Origin of the sequence: Pseudomonas sp. TMW22089 (assembly GCF_022496645.1) — a bacterium.
Lineage (GTDB): Bacteria > Pseudomonadota > Gammaproteobacteria > Pseudomonadales > Pseudomonadaceae > Aquipseudomonas > Aquipseudomonas paraversuta.
On sequence record NZ_SCFG01000020.1, the window covers coordinates 34,091 to 53,167 of the forward strand.

18 protein-coding genes, 2 tRNA genes and 4 pseudogenes are annotated in these 19,077 nt (G+C 57.4%); 16 read left to right on the plus strand and 8 right to left on the minus strand.

Annotation, left to right across the window (positions count from 1 at the left end):
* Window positions 1–50: 50 nt before the first annotated feature.
* The 5 genes and pseudogenes from EQV90_RS16720 to EQV90_RS16740 form a co-directional block, all read left to right on the plus strand.
* A complete protein-coding gene (locus EQV90_RS16720; RefSeq protein ID WP_003439808.1) occupies window positions 51–356 on the plus strand; it encodes a YkgJ family cysteine cluster protein in 306 nt (101 codons plus the stop codon).
* Between the two features lie 120 nt (window positions 357–476).
* A pseudogene (locus EQV90_RS16725) lies at window positions 477–599 on the plus strand (YkgJ family cysteine cluster protein); the annotation flags it as partial.
* A 119-nt stretch (window positions 600–718) separates the two neighbouring features.
* Window positions 719–841: pseudogene (locus tag EQV90_RS16730) on the plus strand (YkgJ family cysteine cluster protein); the annotation flags it as partial.
* A gap of 120 nt (window positions 842–961) precedes the next feature.
* A pseudogene (locus EQV90_RS16735) lies at window positions 962–1,084 on the plus strand (YkgJ family cysteine cluster protein); the annotation flags it as partial.
* A gap of 119 nt (window positions 1,085–1,203) precedes the next feature.
* A pseudogene (locus tag EQV90_RS16740) lies at window positions 1,204–1,326 on the plus strand (YkgJ family cysteine cluster protein); the annotation flags it as partial.
* A 106-nt stretch (window positions 1,327–1,432) separates the two neighbouring features.
* Here the strand turns inward: EQV90_RS16740 and EQV90_RS16745 are convergent.
* The 6 genes from EQV90_RS16745 to hemA form a co-directional block, all read right to left on the minus strand.
* On the minus strand, window positions 1,433–1,951 hold the full coding sequence (locus EQV90_RS16745; RefSeq protein WP_003439807.1) for an acyloxyacyl hydrolase: 519 nt from the start codon (window positions 1,949–1,951) through the stop codon (window positions 1,433–1,435).
* Window positions 1,952–2,065: 114 nt separating this feature from the next.
* Window positions 2,066–2,857, minus strand: coding sequence for a glutamate racemase (gene murI, locus EQV90_RS16750; protein WP_240878437.1), 792 nt, complete (start codon window positions 2,855–2,857; stop codon window positions 2,066–2,068).
* Window positions 2,850–3,605 carry a molybdopterin-synthase adenylyltransferase MoeB gene (locus tag EQV90_RS16755; protein ID WP_202211018.1) on the minus strand — a complete coding sequence of 252 codons (756 nt, stop codon included), beginning with the start codon at window positions 3,603–3,605 and terminating at the stop codon, window positions 2,850–2,852. The genes murI and EQV90_RS16755 overlap by 8 nt, the downstream gene beginning before the upstream one ends.
* Complete coding sequence (prmC, locus tag EQV90_RS16760) at window positions 3,599–4,429, minus strand: peptide chain release factor N(5)-glutamine methyltransferase (RefSeq protein ID WP_240878438.1); 831 nt, start codon at window positions 4,427–4,429, stop codon at window positions 3,599–3,601. The genes EQV90_RS16755 and prmC overlap by 7 nt, the downstream gene beginning before the upstream one ends.
* Window positions 4,430–5,512 (minus strand): peptide chain release factor 1, encoded by a 1,083-nt coding sequence (prfA, locus tag EQV90_RS16765; protein WP_003439803.1) that lies wholly within the window; start codon window positions 5,510–5,512, stop codon window positions 4,430–4,432. It abuts the gene before it with no gap.
* A gap of 2 nt (window positions 5,513–5,514) precedes the next feature.
* Window positions 5,515–6,798: a glutamyl-tRNA reductase gene (gene hemA, locus EQV90_RS16770; protein ID WP_240878439.1), complete on the minus strand. Its 1,284-nt coding sequence runs from the start codon at window positions 6,796–6,798 to the stop codon at window positions 5,515–5,517.
* A 214-nt stretch (window positions 6,799–7,012) separates the two neighbouring features.
* Between hemA and EQV90_RS16775 the strand changes: the two genes are divergently transcribed.
* The 9 genes from EQV90_RS16775 (at window position 7,013) to EQV90_RS16815 (ending at window position 15,132) form a co-directional block, all read left to right on the plus strand.
* Window positions 7,013–8,737: a tetratricopeptide repeat protein gene (locus EQV90_RS16775; protein WP_127196070.1), complete on the plus strand. Its 1,725-nt coding sequence runs from the start codon at window positions 7,013–7,015 to the stop codon at window positions 8,735–8,737.
* A 3-nt stretch (window positions 8,738–8,740) separates the two neighbouring features.
* Complete coding sequence (gene lolB, locus EQV90_RS16780; RefSeq protein ID WP_010657323.1) at window positions 8,741–9,367, plus strand: lipoprotein insertase outer membrane protein LolB; 627 nt, start codon at window positions 8,741–8,743, stop codon at window positions 9,365–9,367.
* 1 nt (window position 9,368) lies between these two features.
* Window positions 9,369–10,244, plus strand: coding sequence for a 4-(cytidine 5'-diphospho)-2-C-methyl-D-erythritol kinase (gene ispE, locus EQV90_RS16785; protein ID WP_240878440.1), 876 nt, complete (start codon window positions 9,369–9,371; stop codon window positions 10,242–10,244).
* 10 nt (window positions 10,245–10,254) lie between these two features.
* Window positions 10,255–10,329, plus strand: a tRNA-Gln gene (locus EQV90_RS16790).
* Window positions 10,330–10,374: 45 nt separating this feature from the next.
* Window positions 10,375–11,316, plus strand: a complete 942-nt coding sequence (locus EQV90_RS16795) for a ribose-phosphate pyrophosphokinase (RefSeq protein WP_003439794.1) — start codon at window positions 10,375–10,377, stop codon at window positions 11,314–11,316.
* A 140-nt stretch (window positions 11,317–11,456) separates the two neighbouring features.
* A complete protein-coding gene (locus EQV90_RS16800) occupies window positions 11,457–12,047 on the plus strand; it encodes a 50S ribosomal protein L25/general stress protein Ctc (protein ID WP_003439792.1) in 591 nt (196 codons plus the stop codon).
* Window positions 12,048–12,213: 166 nt separating this feature from the next.
* Entirely contained in the window at window positions 12,214–12,798 is a 585-nt protein-coding gene (gene pth, locus EQV90_RS16805; protein ID WP_003439790.1) for an aminoacyl-tRNA hydrolase, read from the plus strand.
* A 23-nt stretch (window positions 12,799–12,821) separates the two neighbouring features.
* A complete protein-coding gene (gene ychF / locus EQV90_RS16810; RefSeq protein WP_003439789.1) occupies window positions 12,822–13,922 on the plus strand; it encodes a redox-regulated ATPase YchF in 1,101 nt (366 codons plus the stop codon).
* A gap of 136 nt (window positions 13,923–14,058) precedes the next feature.
* A complete protein-coding gene (locus EQV90_RS16815; protein WP_003439782.1) occupies window positions 14,059–15,132 on the plus strand; it encodes an FUSC family protein in 1,074 nt (357 codons plus the stop codon).
* A 17-nt stretch (window positions 15,133–15,149) separates the two neighbouring features.
* Here EQV90_RS16815 and EQV90_RS16820 read toward each other — a convergent pair whose 3' ends face one another.
* A complete protein-coding gene (locus tag EQV90_RS16820; protein ID WP_029612974.1) occupies window positions 15,150–16,367 on the minus strand; it encodes an MFS transporter in 1,218 nt (405 codons plus the stop codon).
* A gap of 171 nt (window positions 16,368–16,538) precedes the next feature.
* On the opposite strand from EQV90_RS16820, the gene EQV90_RS16825 reads away from it, so the two are divergent.
* Window positions 16,539–16,615 (plus strand) — tRNA-Met (locus tag EQV90_RS16825).
* Window positions 16,616–16,797: 182 nt separating this feature from the next.
* Here the strand turns inward: EQV90_RS16825 and EQV90_RS16830 are convergent.
* Window positions 16,798–18,198, minus strand: a complete 1,401-nt coding sequence (locus tag EQV90_RS16830; RefSeq protein ID WP_160628417.1) for an FAD-linked oxidase C-terminal domain-containing protein — start codon at window positions 18,196–18,198, stop codon at window positions 16,798–16,800.
* 81 nt (window positions 18,199–18,279) lie between these two features.
* Here EQV90_RS16830 and EQV90_RS16835 point away from each other — a divergent pair, with 81 nt between their 5' ends.
* Entirely contained in the window at window positions 18,280–19,053 is a 774-nt protein-coding gene (locus EQV90_RS16835) for a GntR family transcriptional regulator (RefSeq protein ID WP_100917177.1), read from the plus strand.
* Window positions 19,054–19,077 lie beyond the last annotated feature (24 nt).

Consider the following 19,077-nt stretch of genomic DNA (forward strand, 5'->3'; position numbering starts at 1 on the left):
TTGTCAGCGGTTTTACACCTGACAGCTGCTCTGCCTTACACTGCGCGCCTATGACCAACATCCCCCTGACCGAAATTACCGAACCCGCCGTCACCTGTTCGACGTGCGCGGCATGCTGCTGCCAACTGGAAGTGATGTTGATCACCGACACCGGCGTGCCCGAGCGCTTTATCGACACCGATGACTGGGGCGGCGAGGTCATGCTGCGCCTCGATGATGGCTGGTGTGCAGCGCTGGATCGCAACACCATGATGTGCACCATCTACGAAAAGCGTCCGCTGATTTGCCGCGAGTTCGAGATGGGTGATGTTGAATGCCTGAACGAGCGTCAAGGCATCACAACCGCCTATCGGTAGCGGTTTGATCCCTTGTAGGAGCGAGCTTGTCTCGCGAGCTTTTGCGGTATGGCATATCACGCTGAAAAGCTCGCGAGACAAGCTCGCTCCTACGGGGAAGGCGTACGTTACAGCGGCAGACTGGATCGCAACACCATGATGTGCACCATCTACGAAAAACGTCCGCTGATTTGCCGCGAGTTCGAGATGGGTGATGTTGAATGCCTGAACGAACGTCAAGGCATCACAACCGCCTATCGGTAGCGGTTTGATCCCTTGTAGGAGCGAGCTTGCTCGCGAGCTTTTGCGGTATGACATATCGCGCTGAAAAGCTCGCGAGACAAGCTCGCTCCTACGGGGAAGGCGTACGTTACAGCGGCAGACTGGATCGCAACACCATGATGTGCACCATCTAAGAAAAGCGTCCGCTGATTTGCCGCGAGTTCGAGATGGGTGATGTTGAATGCCTGAACGAACGTCAAGGCATCACAACCGCCTATCGGTAGCGGTTTGATCCCTTGCAGGAGCGAGCTTGTCTCGCGAGCTTTTGCGGTATGGCATATCACGCTGAAAAGCTCGCGAGACAAGCTCGCTCCTACAGGGAAGGCGTACGTTACAGCGGCAGACTGGATCGCAACACCATGATGTGCACCATCTACAAAAAGCGTCCGCTGATTTGCCGCGAGTTCGAAATGGGTGATGTTGAATGCCTGAACGAGCGTCAAGGCATCACAACCGCCTATCGGTAGCGGTTTGATCCCTTGTAGGAGCGAGCTTGCTCGCGAGCTTTTACGGTATTGGATATCACGCTGAAAAGCTCGCGAGACAAGCTCGCTCCTACGGGGAAGGCGTACGTTACAGCGGCAGACTGGATCGCAACACCATGATGTGCACCATCTACCAAAAGCGTCCGCTGATTTGCCGCGAGTTCGAGATGGGTGATGTTGAATGCCTGAACGAGCGTCTAGGCATCACAACCGCCTATCGGTAGCGGTTTGATCCCTTGTAGGAGCGAGCTTGCTCGCGAGCTTTTGCGGTATGGCATATCGCGCTGAAAAGCTCGCGAGACAATCTCGCTCCTACGGGGAAGACGTACGTTACAGCGGCATTGTGTAATGCAGGGCGTAGCTCTCTATACCGTCGTTGGTGCTCGATAGCCCGGCATTGGAGTAATGAGTCGCTCGAATACCCACTTCATGCCCACCGGTAAAGCGCAGGCCAAAACCCAGGCGATCTTCAAACTGGAAAGCCGTCCCCAGCTTGTTGCCCTCAACTTCAGTGTGGGAAAACGCTGCGACCCCGATGCCGGCCTCTACATAAGGCTTGACCGTTTCACCGGCAAACTCGTACACAAATACAGGCGAGAACGACAAGCTGTGGTTCGCAGATGACTTGTCACCTTCCCAGTAGGTGTAAGCCCCATCCCAATAACCTGTAAGACGACCAACATCACTCTGCAGCCAGCTCTTGTCCCAATCGGACTTCAAGCCCAGCCGATAAGTCATGGTCGATTCACTGGTGTGCCCTACCCCAAACTCGATACCGGCCGCTTGTGCTGTGTAGCTGTGCCCCAGAACAGTGGCTGCCAGCGCAGCCAGGCAAAAAAATCGCTTCATAAGAAAATCCCGCTTCCGTATGCAAAGATCATTGTTGTGTGCCTCATCAGACAAGCGCTAAGAATCCAGTCACCGCCCGAAAGTTCAACCGCCTTGAACCTTTTCACACTTTTTTCACAAACCGAAGCTTTGCACACTCCCTGATTTATTCCACAACAGCGGCAGGATATTTTGCATGTGCTCCGGCGAGGCGCTGGTCCAGAACTGTGTTTGCCGGGCGGGGCCCGCTGCCAGCAGGCTTCTTTCACTCAACAACCGCTTGAGCTGGCGGGCCACTGCGGCGCCGGTGTCGATCAGGATGATCGAAGACGGCAGCATCTGGCTCAGCAGGGGCTTGAGGAAGGGGTAATGGGTGCAGCCGAGAATAATGGTGTCGCAACCCGCCGCCACCAGCGGTTCGACATAGCCACGCAACAGGGTTCGCAGCTCGTCGCTGTGCAAGTCACCGGTTTCAATCAGCTCTACCAGCCCCGGACACGGCTGGGTGATCACCCGTACATCGCTGGCAAAGCGGTCAAGCAAGGCGGCAAATTTGGCACTTTGCAAAGTACCGGTGGTTGCAAGTACCCCCACCACCCCGCTGCGTGTGGCCGCAGCAGCCGGTTTGACCGCAGGCTCCATACCGACGATGGGCCAGTCGGGGTAAGACTGACGCAACTGCGCAACGCCGGCTACGGTGGCGGTGTTGCATGCCAGCACCAGAGCTTTAGCCCCCTGGCGCTGAAAAAAATCCGCCATCACGGCGCAGCGCTGGCGAATAAATTCAGGACTTTTTTCGCCGTAGGGAATGTGTCCGCAGTCCGCCACATATAGCAGTGACTCATTGGGCAACAGACCATGAATCTCCCGCAGCACCGACAGACCGCCGACACCGGAGTCGAAAACACCTACCGGTGCTTCATTCATGGCCCGTACCGCATACGCTGCACCCGGGATCGCGCTTGACTCGCAGTTCGCGAAACCGCGTGCCCAGGGCATCGATCAACAACAGACGCCCTACCAGCGGCTCACCAAAGCCGGCCAGCAGTTTCAGGGCTTCGAGGGCCTGCAGACTGCCGACCAAGCCTACCAGCGGGCCTATGACTCCGGCTTCACTGCAGGTCAGTTCGTCTTCGCTGCCATGACCATACAAACAGTGGTAGCAAGGGCTCGCCGGCTGGCGGGAGTCAAACACCGACAACTGCCCCTCAAGGCGAATTGCCGCACCACTGACCAGTGGTTTGCGTTCCACGAAGCAGGCCGCGTTCACGGCTTCGCGGGTGCCGAAGTTGTCGCAGCAATCGAGTACCAGATCAACCTGCGACACGGCATCTGCCAACGTGTCGGCATCCAGTGCCGAACGGTGGGCAACAAGCTTGATTTGCGGGTTTATCGCGGCCAGACGCTGCATGGCCGAATCGACTTTGCTCTGGCCGATGCTGGCGCTGTCATGAATGATCTGGCGTTGCAGGTTGGTCAGGTCGACGCTGTCAAAATCGGCCAGGTGCAGCTCGCCAACCCCGGCAGCCGCCAGATAGAGCGCCACTGGCGAACCCAGCCCGCCCACACCGACGATCAGTACACGGCTGTTTTTCAGCTTGAGCTGACCTTCGATATCGACCTGTTGCAGCAGGATCTGTCGGCTGTAGCGCAACAGTTCCTCATCGCTCAGCACGGCAGGCGACCCAGGGTGATGCGTTCGTGGGTGCCCAGGTCCTTGCGGCTTTCGACCTGTGCAAAACCTGCACCCGATAACAGCTGGCGAACAGCGTCGGCCTGATCGTACCCGTGCTCGAGCATCAACCAGCCCCCTGGATTCAGGTGTTGTGGCGCGGCCTGGATAATTTCGCGAATGTCGTCCAGACCATCGACACCGGCGACCAATGCGCTTTCAGGCTCGAAACGCACATCGCCCTGGGCCAGGTGCACGTCGCCCGCGGCAATATAAGGCGGGTTGCTGATAATCAGGTCGAAGCGCTGATCAGCCAACGCACTGAACCAGTGACTGGTCAGTACATGGACGTTTTCAAGCTGTAGGCGCTGACGGTTACGCTCGGCCAGGGCTACGGCTTCAAGTACCCGATCGACCGCAGTGACGTGCCACGCAGGGCGTTCACTGGCCAGGGCCAGGGCAATTGCACCGCTGCCGGTACCTAAATCCAGAACCCTGGCGGGGCTGGCGGGTAGCAGATCCAGCGCAGTTTCGACCAGCAGTTCGGTATCAGGACGGGGAATAAGCGTGTGGGGCGCAACTTCAAGGTCCAGCTTCCAGAAGCCCTGCTGACCCAGAATGTAGGCAACAGGCTCACCGGCACGACGACGCAGCAGGTAGTCGGAAAAGGTCAAAGCCGATTCGCTGCTGACAATTTTTTCGGGCCATGTGTGCAGGTAACTGCGCGACTTGCCCAGGGCTGCGGCCAGTAACAGTTCCGCATCCAGGCGCGCCGTTGGCGAGTCTGGCAGTTCTGCGGCACGCAACAAGCTGGCAATAATGGTCATTTACTCACCCAGGGCCGTCAGTTGGTCAGCCTGAAATTCCGCTAATAACGGCTCAATAACGGCATCAACACCGCCAGCCAGTACATCATCCAGGGAATATAGGGTCAGATTGACACGGTGGTCGGTGACCCGCCCTTGTGCAAAATTGTAAGTCCGGATGCGCTCGGAGCGATCCCCCGAGCCCACCAGGGATTTTCGTTCGCTGGCAATCGCATTGGCAGCGGCGCTGGTTTGCTGGTCATTCAATTTAGCCGAAAGCCAGGACATCGCCCGCGCCCGGTTTTTATGCTGGGAACGCTCTTCCTGACACTCCACCACGATGCCCGATGGCAAGTGCGTGATGCGAATGGCCGAGTCGGTCTTGTTAACGTGCTGACCACCCGCGCCCGAAGAGCGATAGGTATCGACGCGCAAGTCGGACGGGTTGATCTCGATCGCTTCTTGCTCGTCCGGCTCCGGCAGTACCGCCACGGTGCACGCAGAAGTATGAATCCGCCCCTGGGATTCGGTCGCCGGTACCCGCTGTACGCGGTGTACCCCCGACTCGAACTTCAGCTTGCCGTAAACATTCTCGCCTTCAACCCGGGCAATGACTTCTTTGTAGCCGCCATGCTCGCCGCTGTTTTCCGACAGAATTTCCAGCTTCCAGCCACGACGCTCAGCGTAACGCGAGTACATGCGGAACAGGTCACCGGCAAAAATGGCCGCTTCATCGCCGCCGGTTCCGGCGCGAATCTCAAGGAATACGTTGCGCCCGTCGTTCGGGTCTTTTGGCAACAGCATGCGTTGCAGGTCTTGTTCCAGCTCGAGCAGCCGTTCTTTGGCTTCACGGACTTCTTCAACCGCCATTTCGCGCATGTCCGGGTCGTTATCCTTGAGCAACGCCTGGGCGCCCTCAAGGTCGGCCTGTACCTTCAGCCACTGCCCGTAGGTTGCAACAATGGGCTCTACTTCCGCGTATTCCTTGGAATAGGCACGGAATTTGGTCTGATCAGAGATGACTTCGCCATCGCCAAGCAACGCGGTCAGTTCTTCAAAACGGTCCTGGAGGATGTCCAGCTTATTCAGCAGTGACGCTTTCATTACTATTTTTTATCCGCAGAGCTATCCGATGAGCCCTCACCGAGGGCAAAAAGTTCTTGGGCCATGGCCAGCGCATCGAGGCGGCCTTCGGCGGAAAGCTTTTTCAGCTGCACGCTGGGTGCGTGCAGCAATTTATTGGTCAGGCCGCGTGCCAGTTGTACCAGCACGTCTTCGGGATTGCTGCCGTTGGCGAGCATCCGCTGGGCCTTTTGCAGTTCTTCATCACGCAGGCGCTCGCTTTGCTGGCGATAGGCTTTGAGCACATCCACTGCCGCCAGCTCACGCAAACGCACCATGAAGTCTTCAGCACCAATGCTGACCAGCGCTTCCGCTGCCTGGGCTGCGCCCTGGCGACTCTTGAGGTTTTCCGCGACCACTTCGTGCAAGTCATCGACGGTGTAGAGGTAAACGTCGTCCAACTCGCCGACTTCTGGCTCGATATCCCGGGGGACGGCGATATCCACCATGAAAATGGGTTTGTGCTTGCGCAGTTTCAAAGCGCTTTCCACCGCGCCTTTGCCCAGAATCGGCAATTGGCTGGCGGTGGAGCTGATCACGATATCGCTGTGCACCAGCTCCTGGGGAATGTCCGACAGCAACACCGCGTGCGCCCCGAACTGTTCGGCCAGAGTACTGGCACGCTCCAGTGTACGGTTGGCCACGACTATGCGTTTTACCCCCAGCTCATGCAGGTGACGGGCGACCAGGGTAATGGTCTCGCCGGCGCCGATCAGCAGGGCCTGACTGCGCTGCAGGTCGCTGAAAATCTGCTTGGCCAGGCTCACGGCGGCAAACGCCACCGAAACCGGGTTTTCACCGATGGCGGTGTCGGTGCGCACTTGCTTGGCCGAGTTGAAGGTCGCTTGAAACAGCCGCCCCAACAAAGGCCCGACCGTGCCCGCCTCACGCGCCACGGCATAGGCCGATTTCATCTGGCCGAGAATTTGTGGTTCGCCCAACACCAGCGAGTCCAGGCCTGAAGCCACACGCATCATGTGACGAACGGCAGCATCGTTTTCATGGACATAGGCACAGGCACGTAATTCTTCGAGGCTCAGATGGTGATAGTCGGCCAGCCACTTCAGCACCGAGTCTGCCGAAAGGTGGTCCTGTTCTATATATAGCTCGCTGCGATTGCAGGTGGAGAGGATCGCAGCTTCGCGGCTGTCGGTGTGTCGGCAGAGTTGCTGCAAGGCCTCAACCAACTGCTCTGGAGTAAAAGCCACGCGCTCGCGGACGTCTACTGAAGCAGTCTTGTGGTTAATACCGAGTGCGAGGAAGGCCATTCAAGATCGCTGATGATGACGAGAAGCCGACAATTGTCCTACTTCGCCAGATTCAGAACAACCATTGCTGACTATTGTCTCTATAGTTAAGTTCTCTTGAAGCCCAATTATCAAACATCCATTGACCCAGATATTCGATAGTCGCACCTGTTAGGGTTTGCCCTGTCGCATGTGTCATGATGCCCGGACCGCAGGTAAGTCGCCCTTCTCCTATATGAATAGATCCTCCGCGTTGCTCCTCTCTCTCGTCCTTCTCAGTGGCTGCCAGGCTTTGGCCCCCACGTCACCGGATGATTCATCGCCGGCTGAAGAGGCTACTTCCACTCCGGAAAAACCCACGGTTTATGGCTCGTTCAGCGAAGAAACGCTGTACAGCCTGCTGAGCGCGGAGCTGGCCGGCCAACGTAATCGTCTGGATATCGCTCTCGACAACTACGTCACCCAGGCGATCAATACGCAAGATCCCGGCATTGCCGAGCGCGCCTTGCGAATTGCCGAGTACCTGGGCGCCGATCAGGCCGCTCTCGATACATCGCTGATCTGGGCTAAAAACGCGCCGGACGATCTTGAGGCACAACGTGCGGCTGCCATTCAGCTGGCGCGCAACGGTCGTTATGACGACGCCATGGTGTACATGGAGAAAGTCCTGCAGGCCAAAGGCGACACTCACTTCGACTTTTTGGCCCTGTCGGCTTCAGAAACAGATGCCGATACCCGTGCCGGCCTGCAGAAAAGCTTTGATCGCCTGCTGGTCAAGCACCCGGACAACGGCCAGCTGATTTTCGGCAAGGCCTTGCTGATGCAACAGGACGGTGACACTGAAGGCGCCCTCAAGTTGCTGGAAAAGAATCCGCCCCAGGATGGCGAAGTCGCCCCGGTGTTGCTGCGGGCTCGTTTGCTGCAAAGCCTCAATCGCGGTGATGAAGCCCTGCCGCTGCTGAAAAAAAGCATTCGCCAGTACCCCGATGACAAACGTTTGGGGCTGACATACGCGCGCACCCTGATTGAACAGAACCGCATGGCCGAGGCCAAAACGCAGTTCGCCAGCCTCGCAGAGCAGTACCCTGAAGACGATGAGCTGCGCTTCTCGCTGGCGCTGATTTCCCTCGAAGGTAAAAACTGGGATGAAGCCCAGGGCTATCTGGAAGAGTTGATCGAGCGCGACAGTCATGTCGACTCTGCGCACTTGAACCTGGGTCGCATTGCCGAAGAGCGCAATGACCCACAGGGCGCTCTCGCCGAATATGCCCTGGTAGGTCCCGGCAATGACTATTTGCCCGCGCAACTGCGTCAGGCCGATATTCTTGTCAGCCACGGCCGCGCAGATGAAGCCTCGAAAAAACTGGCCGCCGCCCGCGATGCGCAGCCGGACTACGCCATCCAGCTGTACTTGATAGAAGCAGAGACCCTGGCCGCGAACAATCAGACCGATCGGGCCTGGAATGTCCTGCAGCAGGCACTCAAACAGTATCCCGATGATCTGAACCTGCTGTATTCACGCGCCATGCTGGCCGAGAAGCGCAACGATCTGCAACAGATGGAGCGCGATCTGCGCGCAATCATCCAGCGCGAACCCGACAATGCCATGGCATTGAACGCGCTGGGTTATACCCTTTCAGATCGAACCACCCGCTATGCCGAAGCCAAAGTGCTGATCCAGCAAGCTTACGACTTGAACCCGGACGACCCGGCCGTGCTCGATAGCCTGGGCTGGGTCAATTTCCGCCTGGGTAATCTGGATGAGGCGGAACGTTTGCTGCGCCAGGCCCTCGAACGCTTCCCGGACCAGGAAGTGGCTGCGCATCTGGGCGAAGTTCTGTGGGCCAATGGCAAACAGCGCGAGGCCAAGCAGATCTGGAGCAAGTTCCTTAAAGAAAATCCTGAAAGCCCAATCCTGCGCAAGACCGTGTTGCGCCTGACCGGATCGGAGAGTCTTTAAATCATGTTATTTCGTCATCTGCGTCACCTGATTGTCTTTGGCCTGATTGCCCTCCTCGCCGGCTGCGCGGGTTTTGGCGCCCGTGAATCGGTTGAGGGCCACGGCAGCCCGGCCCTGTGGTCAGAACATAAACAGCAACTGACCCAACTCGACGGCTGGCAAATCAACGGCAAGGTCGGAATTCGCGCACCAAAGGATTCAGGCAGCGCCACGCTGTTCTGGCTGCAACGTCAGGACTATTACGATATTCGCCTGTCGGGCCCGCTGGGCCGGGGCGCTGCCCGCCTGACCGGTCGTCCCGGAAAGGTCAGTCTGGAAGTCGCCAATCAGGGCCGCTATGAAGCGACTTCGCCCGAAGAATTGCTGGGCGAACAGTTGGGCTGGAGCCTGCCGGTATCACATCTGGTGTGGTGGGTGCGCGGCTTGCCAGCACCGGACAGCAAAAGTCGCGTGACCCTGAATGCCGATAGCCGCCTGGCGAATCTGGAGCAGGATGGCTGGAAAATCGAATATTTAAGCTACGTCGAACAGAACGGCTTCTGGCTGCCCGAGCGGGTCAAGCTGCATGGCCCGGATCTGGACGTCACCCTAGTGGTTAAAGATTGGCAACCCCGTCAGTTAGGTCAATGACATGCAAAAAGATGCTCTGGTTTTGCCCTCCCCGGCGAAACTGAATTTGATGCTGCACATTCTCGGCCGTCGCGAAGATGGCTATCACGAACTGCAAACGCTGTTTCAATTCCTCGACTACGGCGATGAAATGACGTTTTCAGTACGTGATGATGGCGTTATCTGCCTGCACACCGATTTTCCCGGAGTCCCGCACGATGCAAACCTGATCGTGAAGGCGGCAAAAAAACTTCAGGAACAATCCGGCTGCTCCCTGGGAATAGACATCTGGATCAAAAAAGTCTTGCCCATGGGCGGCGGCATCGGAGGCGGCAGTTCAAATGCGGCAACCACGTTGCTGGGACTCAATCATCTTTGGCAACTGGACTGGAGCCTCGATCGACTTGCAGCACTGGGCCTGAGCCTGGGGGCTGACGTCCCGGTTTTCGTACGCGGCCACGCCGCTTTCGCTGAAGGTGTTGGCGAAATTCTTACACCAGTTGATCCGGAAGAACCCTGGTATTTAGTACTTGTCCCGCAAGTATCTGTAAGTACTGCAGAAATATTTTCAGATCCTTTGTTGACACGTGACTCTTTGCCCATTAAAGTGCGCCCCGTTCCCAAGGGAAACAGCCGAAACGACTGCGAAGCAGTAGTTAAGGAGCGTTATCCAGAAGTACGTAACGCTTTGAATTTGCTAGGTAAATATACCGAAGCAAAATTAACTGGAACTGGAAGTTGTATATTTGGGGCCTTCCCAAACGAAGCAGATGCTGATAAAGTGCTGCACCTTCTGACAGACACCCTTACAGGGTTTGTAGCAAAAGGAAGCAACGTTTCGATGTTGCATCGCAAGCTACAAGATCTGGCAAAGGAAACGGGTACACGGTACTCGTAGCAACAGATACAGGGGCGTCGCCAAGCGGTAAGGCAGCAGGTTTTGATCCTGCCATGCGTTGGTTCGAATCCAGCCGCCCCTGCCATTTCTTATACTCATCCAGGTTACCCTCAGCCTTCAGGTACTGCGCGTGTCCAAGATGATGGTCTTTACGGGGAACGCTAACCCCGATCTGGCTCGGCGTGTCGTACGTCAGCTGCATATCCCACTCGGTGACATCTCTGTCGGAAAATTTTCTGACGGCGAAATTACCGCTGAGATTAATGAAAATGTCCGCGGTAAAGACGTTTTCATCATTCAGCCGACTTGTGCTCCGACCAACGATAACCTGATGGAACTCGTCGTGATGGCTGATGCCTTCCGCCGCTCCTCAGCTACTCGTATTACTGCTGTTATTCCTTACTTTGGTTATGCCCGTCAGGATCGCCGTCCGCGTTCCGCACGTGTGGCTATCAGCGCAAAAGTTGTCGCTGACATGCTTACCGTAGTCGGCATCGATCGTGTTCTCACGGTTGATTTGCATGCTGACCAGATTCAGGGTTTCTTCGATATTCCTGTAGATAACATCTATGGCTCCCCAGTTCTGGTGGATGACATCGAAGATCAGCGCTTTGAAAACCTTATGATTGTGTCCCCGGATATCGGCGGCGTCGTGCGTGCACGTGCTGTTGCCAAATCCCTGGGCGTCGATCTGGGTATCATAGACAAACGCCGTGAGAAAGCCAATCACTCGGAAGTGATGCATATCATTGGTGATGTCGAAGGGCGTACCTGTATTTTGGTTGATGACATGGTCGATACCGCCGGCACTCTGTGCCATGCGGCTAAAGCCTTGAAAGAGCATGGCGCTTCCAAAGTGTTCGCCTACTGCACACACCCTGTGCTGTCGGGTCGGGCAATTGAGAATATCGAAAATTCCATGCTGGATGAGCTGGTGGTGACTAACACCATTCCGCTATCCGCTGCCGCACAAGCCTGTACGCGTATCCGTCAACTGGATATCGCACCGGTTGTGGCTGAAGCGGTTCGCCGCATCAGCAACGAAGAATCGATCAGTGCGATGTTCCGATAAGGGCCCTGCCCTTCTCTGACATCCCGCTGACGAAAAGCGCCCCGCCCCAGCAGCCTGTTGGGGCGGGGCTTTTTTGCCCATACCGTCCATAGCGCTGGTCGCAAACGCTAGGCCGGATGTGGTTATTTTGGAGATACAACATGAACGATTTTACTCTGAATGCTGAAGTGCGTTCCGACCTGGGGAAAGGTGCGAGCCGCCGCCTGCGTCGTCTCGCAAGCCTGGTTCCAGCTGTAGTTTACGGTGGCGAAAAAGCCCCTGAATCCATCAGCATGCTGGCTAAAGAAGTTGCCAAACTGCTCGAAAACGAAGCTGCTTACAGCCACGTTATCGAACTGACCGTTGGCGGCGTCAAGCAAAACGTAATCATCAAAGCTCTGCAGCGTCACCCGGCTAAAGGCCACGTGATGCACGCTGACTTCGTACGCGTTATTGCTGGTCAGAAGCTGACTGCAATCGTACCGGTTCACTTCATCGGTGAAGCTGCTCCGATCAAGAAAGGCGGCGAGATCTCGCACGTTGTTGCTGAAATCGAAGTTAGCTGCCTGCCAAAAGACCTGCCTGAATTCATCGAAGTTGACCTGGCTAACGCCGAAGTCGGCTCGATCATTCACCTGTCTGACATCACCGCCCCTAAAGGCGTTGAGTTCGTAGCTCTGGCTCACGGTAACGACCTGGCAGTAGCCAACGTTCACGCGCCACGCGTTGCACCAGAAGCAGACGCAGAGTAATTCATTACTCTGTCGTTGGAGTTATGAGAAACATCGCGAGCTAACACGCAGCGAGTAAAGCGGACAAGATCGCGAAGTTTACTCATGTAAACCCGCTTTTTTGTCCGCTTTCGCCGCTGACTGTCAGTGGCGATGTTATCCACAACTCCATAGAAGGGCCCTTGTCGTGACCGCCATAAAACTGATCGTTGGCCTGGGAAATCCAGGCACCGAATACGAACAGACCCGGCATAACGCAGGGGCCCTTTTTGTTGAGCGTCTCGCGTCGGCAAACGGGGTCAACCTCGTTGCGGACCGCAAGTATTTTGGCCTGACCGGGCGTTTCAGCCACCAGGGTCAGGATGTTCGTCTGTTGATTCCCACCACCTATATGAACCGAAGCGGCCAGGCCGTTGCGGCGCTTGCCGGTTTCTACCGCATTGCGCCTGAATCCATATTGGTGGCCCACGACGAACTCGATCTCCCACCCGGCGTTGCCAAGCTCAAACTGGGCGGCGGCCATGGAGGTCATAACGGACTGCGCGACATCATTGCGCAACTGGGAAACAACAATAATTTCTACCGTCTGCGGCTCGGCATTGGCCACCCAGGCGTCGCCAGCATGGTGTCCAATTTTGTTCTGGGTCGAGCGCCTCGCGCCGAACAGGAAAAACTGGACGCCAGCATCGATTTTGCCCTCGGCGTGCTGCCGGATATCCTCGCCGGGGAATGGAACCGTGCGATGAAAAACCTGCACAGCCAGAAGGCCTGACTCTTTATCCGAGGGGAAACACCATGGGATTTAACTGCGGCATCGTCGGCTTGCCTAACGTCGGCAAGTCCACCCTGTTCAACGCCCTGACCAAGTCTGGTATTGCGGCCGAGAACTTCCCCTTCTGCACGATCGAACCGAACACCGGTATCGTGCCGATGCCCGACCCACGCCTGGAGGCACTGGCTGCCATCGTCAAACCCCAGCGCGTACTGCCCACCACCATGGAGTTCGTCGATATCGCAGGCCTGGTGGCCGGCGCGTCGAAAGGCGAAGGCCTGGGCAACAAGTTTTTGGCCAACATCCGTGAAACCGATGCCATCGCTCACGTGGTCCGCTGTTTTGAAGACGAAAACGTGATCCACGTTTCCAACAGCGTTGACCCCAAGCGTGACATCGAAATCATCGACCTTGAGCTGATCTTCGCCGACCTCGACAGCTGCGAAAAGCAACTGCAGAAAGTCGCGCGCAACGCCAAAGGCGGTGACAAGGACGCAGTCGCTCAAAAAGCCCTGCTGGAGCAGCTGATTGCCCACTTCACCCTGGGCAAGCCGGCACGCAGCCTGATCAAGAACATGGACGCCGATGAGAAACAAATCATCAAAGGCTTCCACCTTCTGACCACCAAGCCGGTGATGTACATCGCCAACGTGGCTGAAGACGGCTTCGAAAACAACCCGTTGCTCGACGTAGTGCTGGCCATTGCCGAAGAAGAAGGCGCGATCGTGGTTCCGGTCTGCAACAAGATCGAAGCCGAGATTGCCGAGCTCGATGACGGCGAAGAAAAGGACATGTTCCTTGAAGCCCTGGGTCTTGAAGAGCCGGGCCTGAACCGCGTGATCCGTGCCGGTTACGAAATGCTTAACCTGCAAACCTACTTCACTGCCGGTGTACAGGAAGTACGCGCCTGGACCGTGAAAGTGGGCGCTACCGCTCCGCAGGCTGCCGGCGTGATCCATACCGACTTCGAAAAAGGCTTCATCCGTGCCGAAGTCATCGCCTACGACGACTTCATCAAGTTCAACGGTGAAGCCGGTGCGAAAGAAGCCGGTAAATGGCGTCTGGAAGGCAAGGAATACATCGTTAAAGACGGCGACGTATTGCACTTCCGCTTCAACGTGTAAAACACCACACGTATAAAAAGACCGCGCCCAGGCGCGGTTTTTTTTGGTCCCGGGTTTGTTCAGGCGCCCTCCCGCACTCTGCCGGGCAGTAAGGGTCTATGGTTAATGCCATCCTTCACCAAGATCGGGAGCATCGATGATCCCCAGTGCCAAATCCCTCAGTAACTATGCAGACTCCATTGCAGACAAAGTCAAAACACGTTGGGCCTCAGGTTGGCGCGACGCTCTGGCATCGGCCATCGCGGCTGCACTGGCCTGGATTCTCGCCAAATATTTCTTTGGCCATGTGCACCCGGTGTTTGCCGCCATCAGCGCCGTCGTCTGCCTGGCCCCCGGCCTGCCCAGCCATGGCAAGCAAGCCTTGGGTTTGATGCTGGGGGTAGCCACCGGGATTATCGTGGGCGAGGCCGCCCTGTGGCTGCCGGACTCCTACCCCTTGCTGCGAATCGGCTTTGCCACGTTCTTTGCTATCGCCATTGCAGCCCTTTACGGCCAGGGCCCCGTGGTGCCGATTCAAGCCGGGGTCTCTGCAGTATTGATGCTGGCCGTCGGCCCTGAAAGCGCAGGCTTTGTGCGCATGCTGGATGTGGTGGTCGGGGCGTCCGTGGGCTTGATCTTCAGCCAGATATTGCTTACGCCCAACCCCATCGGAATCATTGATAGCTCGGCAAAAGACCTGCTGGAAAAACTCGCCTCGGGCTTCAGCAAAAGTCTTCAGGCCCTCGAAGCAAAGGACGCGGCCAAGGCTCAAAGTGCGGTGCAGATCTTCTCTCGCGCTCACGACAGCCTGATTGCCCTGGAAAACGGTATCAGCATGGCTCGCAACACCGCGCGCTGGACGCTGCGCGGGCGCTTTGTATCCCGTGAGGTAAAGGACATTGCCGGGCGTTACGAACGTCACGCCGTGCGCCTGTACGCCAGCTCCCTGCTGTTCGCCGAAGCCTTTGCCGATGCCTTGCGCAAGGAGCAAGGGCCACCACCGGCCTCGCTGCATGAGCGGCTGAGCAACGTCGCCGCAGGATGTGCATCCATCGCCAGGGATGATGAGCGGCCAGAGTTGGTGGCGGTGTCCAAAGATCAGCTGGCCGATGCGGTTTCCGCACCGTGGCAACTGTGCTTACAGCACATGAGCACCGTTGAAAGTGCCCTGCTGACGTTTGGCTTTACCACGCAAACAGACGAAAAAAGGGTCATCGAAAATACTCGATGACCCCTGGCTGCCACTGATCAAACTTTTTTGGTTCGTGGCAACAGGATCGCCAGCACTCCGAACAGCGGCAGGTATGAACACAGCGTGTAAACGTATTCGATGCCGTGAATGTCAGCCAGATGGCCGAGCAATGCCGCACCAATGCCGCCAAAGCCGAACATCAGGCCGAAGAAGATGCCGGCGATCATCCCCACGTTGCCCGGCACCAGTTCCTGCGCGTACACCACAATGGCTGAAAAGGCCGAAGCCAGAATAAAGCCGATAATGACGCTCAGGACGCTGGTCCAGAACAGGTCGGCATAGGGCAGCAGCAAGGTGAACGGCGCCACACCCAGAATCGAGAACCAGATCACCGCCTTGCGGCCGATCTTGTCACCAATGGGGCCGCCGAAGAACGTACCCGCCGCAACCGCTCCGAGAAACAGGAACAAATACATCTGCGAGTTGGCAATCGATACGCCGAACTTTTCAATCAGGAAGAAGGTGTAATAGCTGGTCAGGCTCGCCATGTAGAAGTACTTGGAGAACACCAGCAGACCCAATACCACCAGCGCACCGATGACACGCTGCTTTGACAGGCCGTGGGTGGCCTTCTGACCGGCTTTGAGCTTGAACAGGTTCAAGTGATTGCGGTACCAGCGACTGATGACGTACAGCAGCCCTACGGCGAACAGCGCAAACAGGCCGAACCAGGCCACATTGCCCTGACCAAAAGGAATGATGATCGCCGCCGCCAGCAGCGGACCGAAGGCAGAGCCGGCATTACCGCCGACCTGAAAAGTCGATTGCGCCAGACCATAGCGCCCGCCTGATGCCAGTCGCGCTACCCGGGACGCTTCGGGGTGGAAGGTTGACGAACCGACACCGACCAAAGCCGCTGCGACCAGGATCAGCGGAAAACTGCCAACCTGGGACAGCATCAAAATCCCGATCAGGGTGCACACCATGCCCGCGGGCAGCAGCAGCGGATTGGGATGACGGTCGGTGTAATAACCGACCCAGGGCTGCAACAGCGAAGCGGTGAGCTGGAACGTCAGGGTAATCAGACCGATCTGGGTAAATGTCAGGTCATATTTGGCCTTGAGCATCGGGTAGATCGACGGCAGTACCGCCTGGATCAGGTCATTGATCAGATGCGCCAGCGCCACGGCACCGATGATGCGCATGACTAAGGGGCTGGATTGCGGGACAGAGGGGGACTCGGTTGTTTTTGTTTGAGCGTTGCTAAGGGACATTTTAGTTTCCGGACAACAGGTGAATGTGCACTTGCAGGTGCGTCAATGTGCCATTTTTTTACAGAAGATTTCCATTCCAGGCATGAAATCCTTAAGCAATTGATAGCACAGAGAAAAATTTCAGATATTTGCTTGACACATGTCCAGTACGAGGGAATAATGCGCACCATTGGCTACATAGCTCAGTTGGTTAGAGCATAGCATTCATAATGCTGGGGTCCGGGGTTCAAGTCCCTGTGTAGCCACCAAACACCGGTTCAGGCTCATCGCAAGATGAAATCGAACCAACAAGAAGCCCGCCTAGTGCGGGCTTTCTTGTGTCTGGGGTATTGGTTTTGCCCTCGCTCTTGCAAACCGGAAAACGCCACGCCTGCTCCCCTTTCGGCACCATCATCCACAGCACTGAAGTGGCTGGCCTGAAATTCCAGCATCAAGCCTCAGGCAAGACTTTGCCCGGGTTCATCAGGCCGAGCGGGTCCAGTGCCTGTTTGATCAGGCGCATGACACCGACTGCCGCTCCGTGCTCCAGGTCCATGTACTTGATCTTCCCCGAACCAATGCCGTGTTCACCGGTGCACGTACCCTCCAATGCAATGGCGCGCTCCACCACACGCTCATTGAGCGCTTCGGCCTCGGCCATTTCTGCCTCGTTATCCGGATCGACCACCAGCCCCAGGTGGAAGTTGCCATCCCCCACATGCCCCACCACTCCGACGAAAAAAGAGACCCTGGCGACATCTTCGGCGGTTTCGGTAATGCATCGGGTCAGCGCCGAAATCGGTACACACACGTCAGTACTCCAGATCCGGGCATTTGGCCGCATGGACTGCATCGCATAGTGCACATTGTGCCGGGCACGCCACAGGCCATTGCGCGCATCGGCATCCGCTGCTGCCTCAAACCCCAGCGCACCATTGCTTTGGACAATCTCGCGAGTCAGCTCTACCTGCTCCGCCACACTGGCCGGGGTACCGGCGAACTCGAAAAACAGGGTCGGCGTTTCGGCCAGCGCCATCTTCGAAAAGCGATTGACCGCCTGCACCGTGCGCGCATCCAGCAGCTCAACGCGCGACACCGGGATGCCGTACTGAATGATGGAGACCACCGAACTCACCGCCGCCGCGATCGTGGGGAAGGTACAGACGGCCGCTGACGTCGTTTCCGGAATGCCGTAAAGCCGCAGAGTGACTTCGGTGATGATCCCCAGCGTGCCTTCCGAACCGACAAACAAGCGGGTGAGGTCGTAGCCTGCTGCCGACTTGCGCGCGCGGCCACCGGTCTTTATCACCTGGCCATCGGCGAGTACTACGGTGAGGTTCAATACGTTCTCGCGCATGGTGCCGTAGCGCACGGCATTGGTCCCTGATGCGCGGGTTGCCGCCATGCCGCCCAGGGTGCTTTCGCCTCCGGGGTCGACCGGAAAGAACAGCCCGGTGGTGCGCAGTTCGGCATTGAGCTGCATGCGCGTGACGCCCGCTTCGACGGTCACATCCAGATCATCAGGACGCACGGTAATGATCCGCTGCATGCGGCTCAGGTCTATACAAACCCCGCCCCGGGTGGCGCCCACATGCCCTTCCAGTGAAGTACCGCCACCAAAGGCGATGATCGGCACCCGCTGCGCGGCACAAAGCTTGACGATGGCTGCGACCTCGGCTGTGGACTCGGCATAGCACACCGCGTCCGGCGGCAAGGTCGGGTGGTAAGACTCACCACGGCCGTGCTGCTCGCACTCGGCACGGCTGGTGCTTAAACGCTCACCGAGCAGCTCGCGCAAGGCATCGAGCAAGGTGGGCAAAGAAGATGACTGAAGCGCTTGGGAAGTGGCCATTGAAACGTCCATATTATTGTTGGGGGACGAATCTAAGGTACAACAACTAGTATACAAGTTTAAAGCTGATGTTCCGTTATCATGATGCCCCACACAGCCTTGAGCCATGGCTCGGCGAACAAAACCTGCGTAGATCCGATGAGCAAATCCGTAGAAAAGTCCCTCGCCATGCGTCTGGCCAATGAGATCCGTGAAGCCATTGTCTCGGCGCGTTTCGACCTGGGCGAGGCGCTGTCCGAAGAAAGTCTGGCCGCCGCCTTCGAGGTCAGCCGCACGCCGGTTCGCGAAGCCCTGGCGCTGTTGCAGACCGAGGGCCTGGTGAACGTGGTGGCCAAATCCGGCAGCTACGTGTTCAGCCCGACCGAAGACGACATAGTCGAGCTCTGCGAGCACCGTGTGACCCTGGAGGTCGAAGCCTCGCGTCGTGCGCTTGAGCGTAACCCCGAGGCCACCCTGCAGGCACTGCGCGATGCCCTGGCACAGATGATCATGGCGCTGGAGCAGGATGACAGGCTGGCCTACGGCGCTGCCGACACCGAGTTCCACTTGAGTTTTTTCAAGTTCAGCGCCAACCGTTATCTGGTGGACGCCTACGAACGCAACCTGGGCCGTGTCGCGGCCTTGCGCACGCATCTGGCCCGGCGCGCCCGGCATGAGCCGGACCGTTCGTTCAACGATCACCGGCAGATGATCGAGCTCGCCGAGGCGGGCAAGCATGGCGCGCTGGCGACCCTGCTCAGCCGCCATATCCTGCGAACCCGCGAGAGTTACATTGCAACCCTGCGCGAGCGCCAGGAGCTGGCGGGCCCTAACAGTGACCGGGTGGAAAGAATCCGTCGCAAGCTGCGTTTGTAGCGAGCGGGCCGAACCCGCTCTCAG

Excerpts from the sequence above, each read along its gene's own strand:
- murI (WP_240878437.1), bottom strand. The coding sequence starts at position 2,857 with ATGAATGAAGCACCGGTAGGTGTTTTCGACTCCGGTGTCGGCGGTCTG.
- EQV90_RS16775 (WP_127196070.1), top strand. The coding sequence starts at position 7,013 with ATGAATAGATCCTCCGCGTTGCTCCTCTCTCTCGTCCTTCTCAGTGGC.
- EQV90_RS16835 (WP_100917177.1), top strand. The coding sequence starts at position 18,280 with ATGATGCCCCACACAGCCTTGAGCCATGGCTCGGCGAACAAAACCTGC.
- EQV90_RS16720 (WP_003439808.1), top strand. The coding sequence starts at position 51 with ATGACCAACATCCCCCTGACCGAAATTACCGAACCCGCCGTCACCTGT.
- hemA (WP_240878439.1), bottom strand. The coding sequence starts at position 6,798 with ATGGCCTTCCTCGCACTCGGTATTAACCACAAGACTGCTTCAGTAGAC.
- ispE (WP_240878440.1), top strand. The coding sequence starts at position 9,369 with ATGCAAAAAGATGCTCTGGTTTTGCCCTCCCCGGCGAAACTGAATTTG.
- EQV90_RS16820 (WP_029612974.1), bottom strand. The coding sequence starts at position 16,367 with ATGTCCCTTAGCAACGCTCAAACAAAAACAACCGAGTCCCCCTCTGTC.
- EQV90_RS16830 (WP_160628417.1), bottom strand. The coding sequence starts at position 18,198 with ATGGCCACTTCCCAAGCGCTTCAGTCATCTTCTTTGCCCACCTTGCTC.
- prfA (WP_003439803.1), bottom strand. The coding sequence starts at position 5,512 with ATGAAAGCGTCACTGCTGAATAAGCTGGACATCCTCCAGGACCGTTTT.
- EQV90_RS16800 (WP_003439792.1), top strand. The coding sequence starts at position 11,457 with ATGAACGATTTTACTCTGAATGCTGAAGTGCGTTCCGACCTGGGGAAA.
- lolB (WP_010657323.1), top strand. The coding sequence starts at position 8,741 with ATGTTATTTCGTCATCTGCGTCACCTGATTGTCTTTGGCCTGATTGCC.
- EQV90_RS16815 (WP_003439782.1), top strand. The coding sequence starts at position 14,059 with ATGATCCCCAGTGCCAAATCCCTCAGTAACTATGCAGACTCCATTGCA.
- EQV90_RS16745 (WP_003439807.1), bottom strand. The coding sequence starts at position 1,951 with ATGAAGCGATTTTTTTGCCTGGCTGCGCTGGCAGCCACTGTTCTGGGG.
- ychF (WP_003439789.1), top strand. The coding sequence starts at position 12,822 with ATGGGATTTAACTGCGGCATCGTCGGCTTGCCTAACGTCGGCAAGTCC.
- prmC (WP_240878438.1), bottom strand. The coding sequence starts at position 4,429 with ATGACCATTATTGCCAGCTTGTTGCGTGCCGCAGAACTGCCAGACTCG.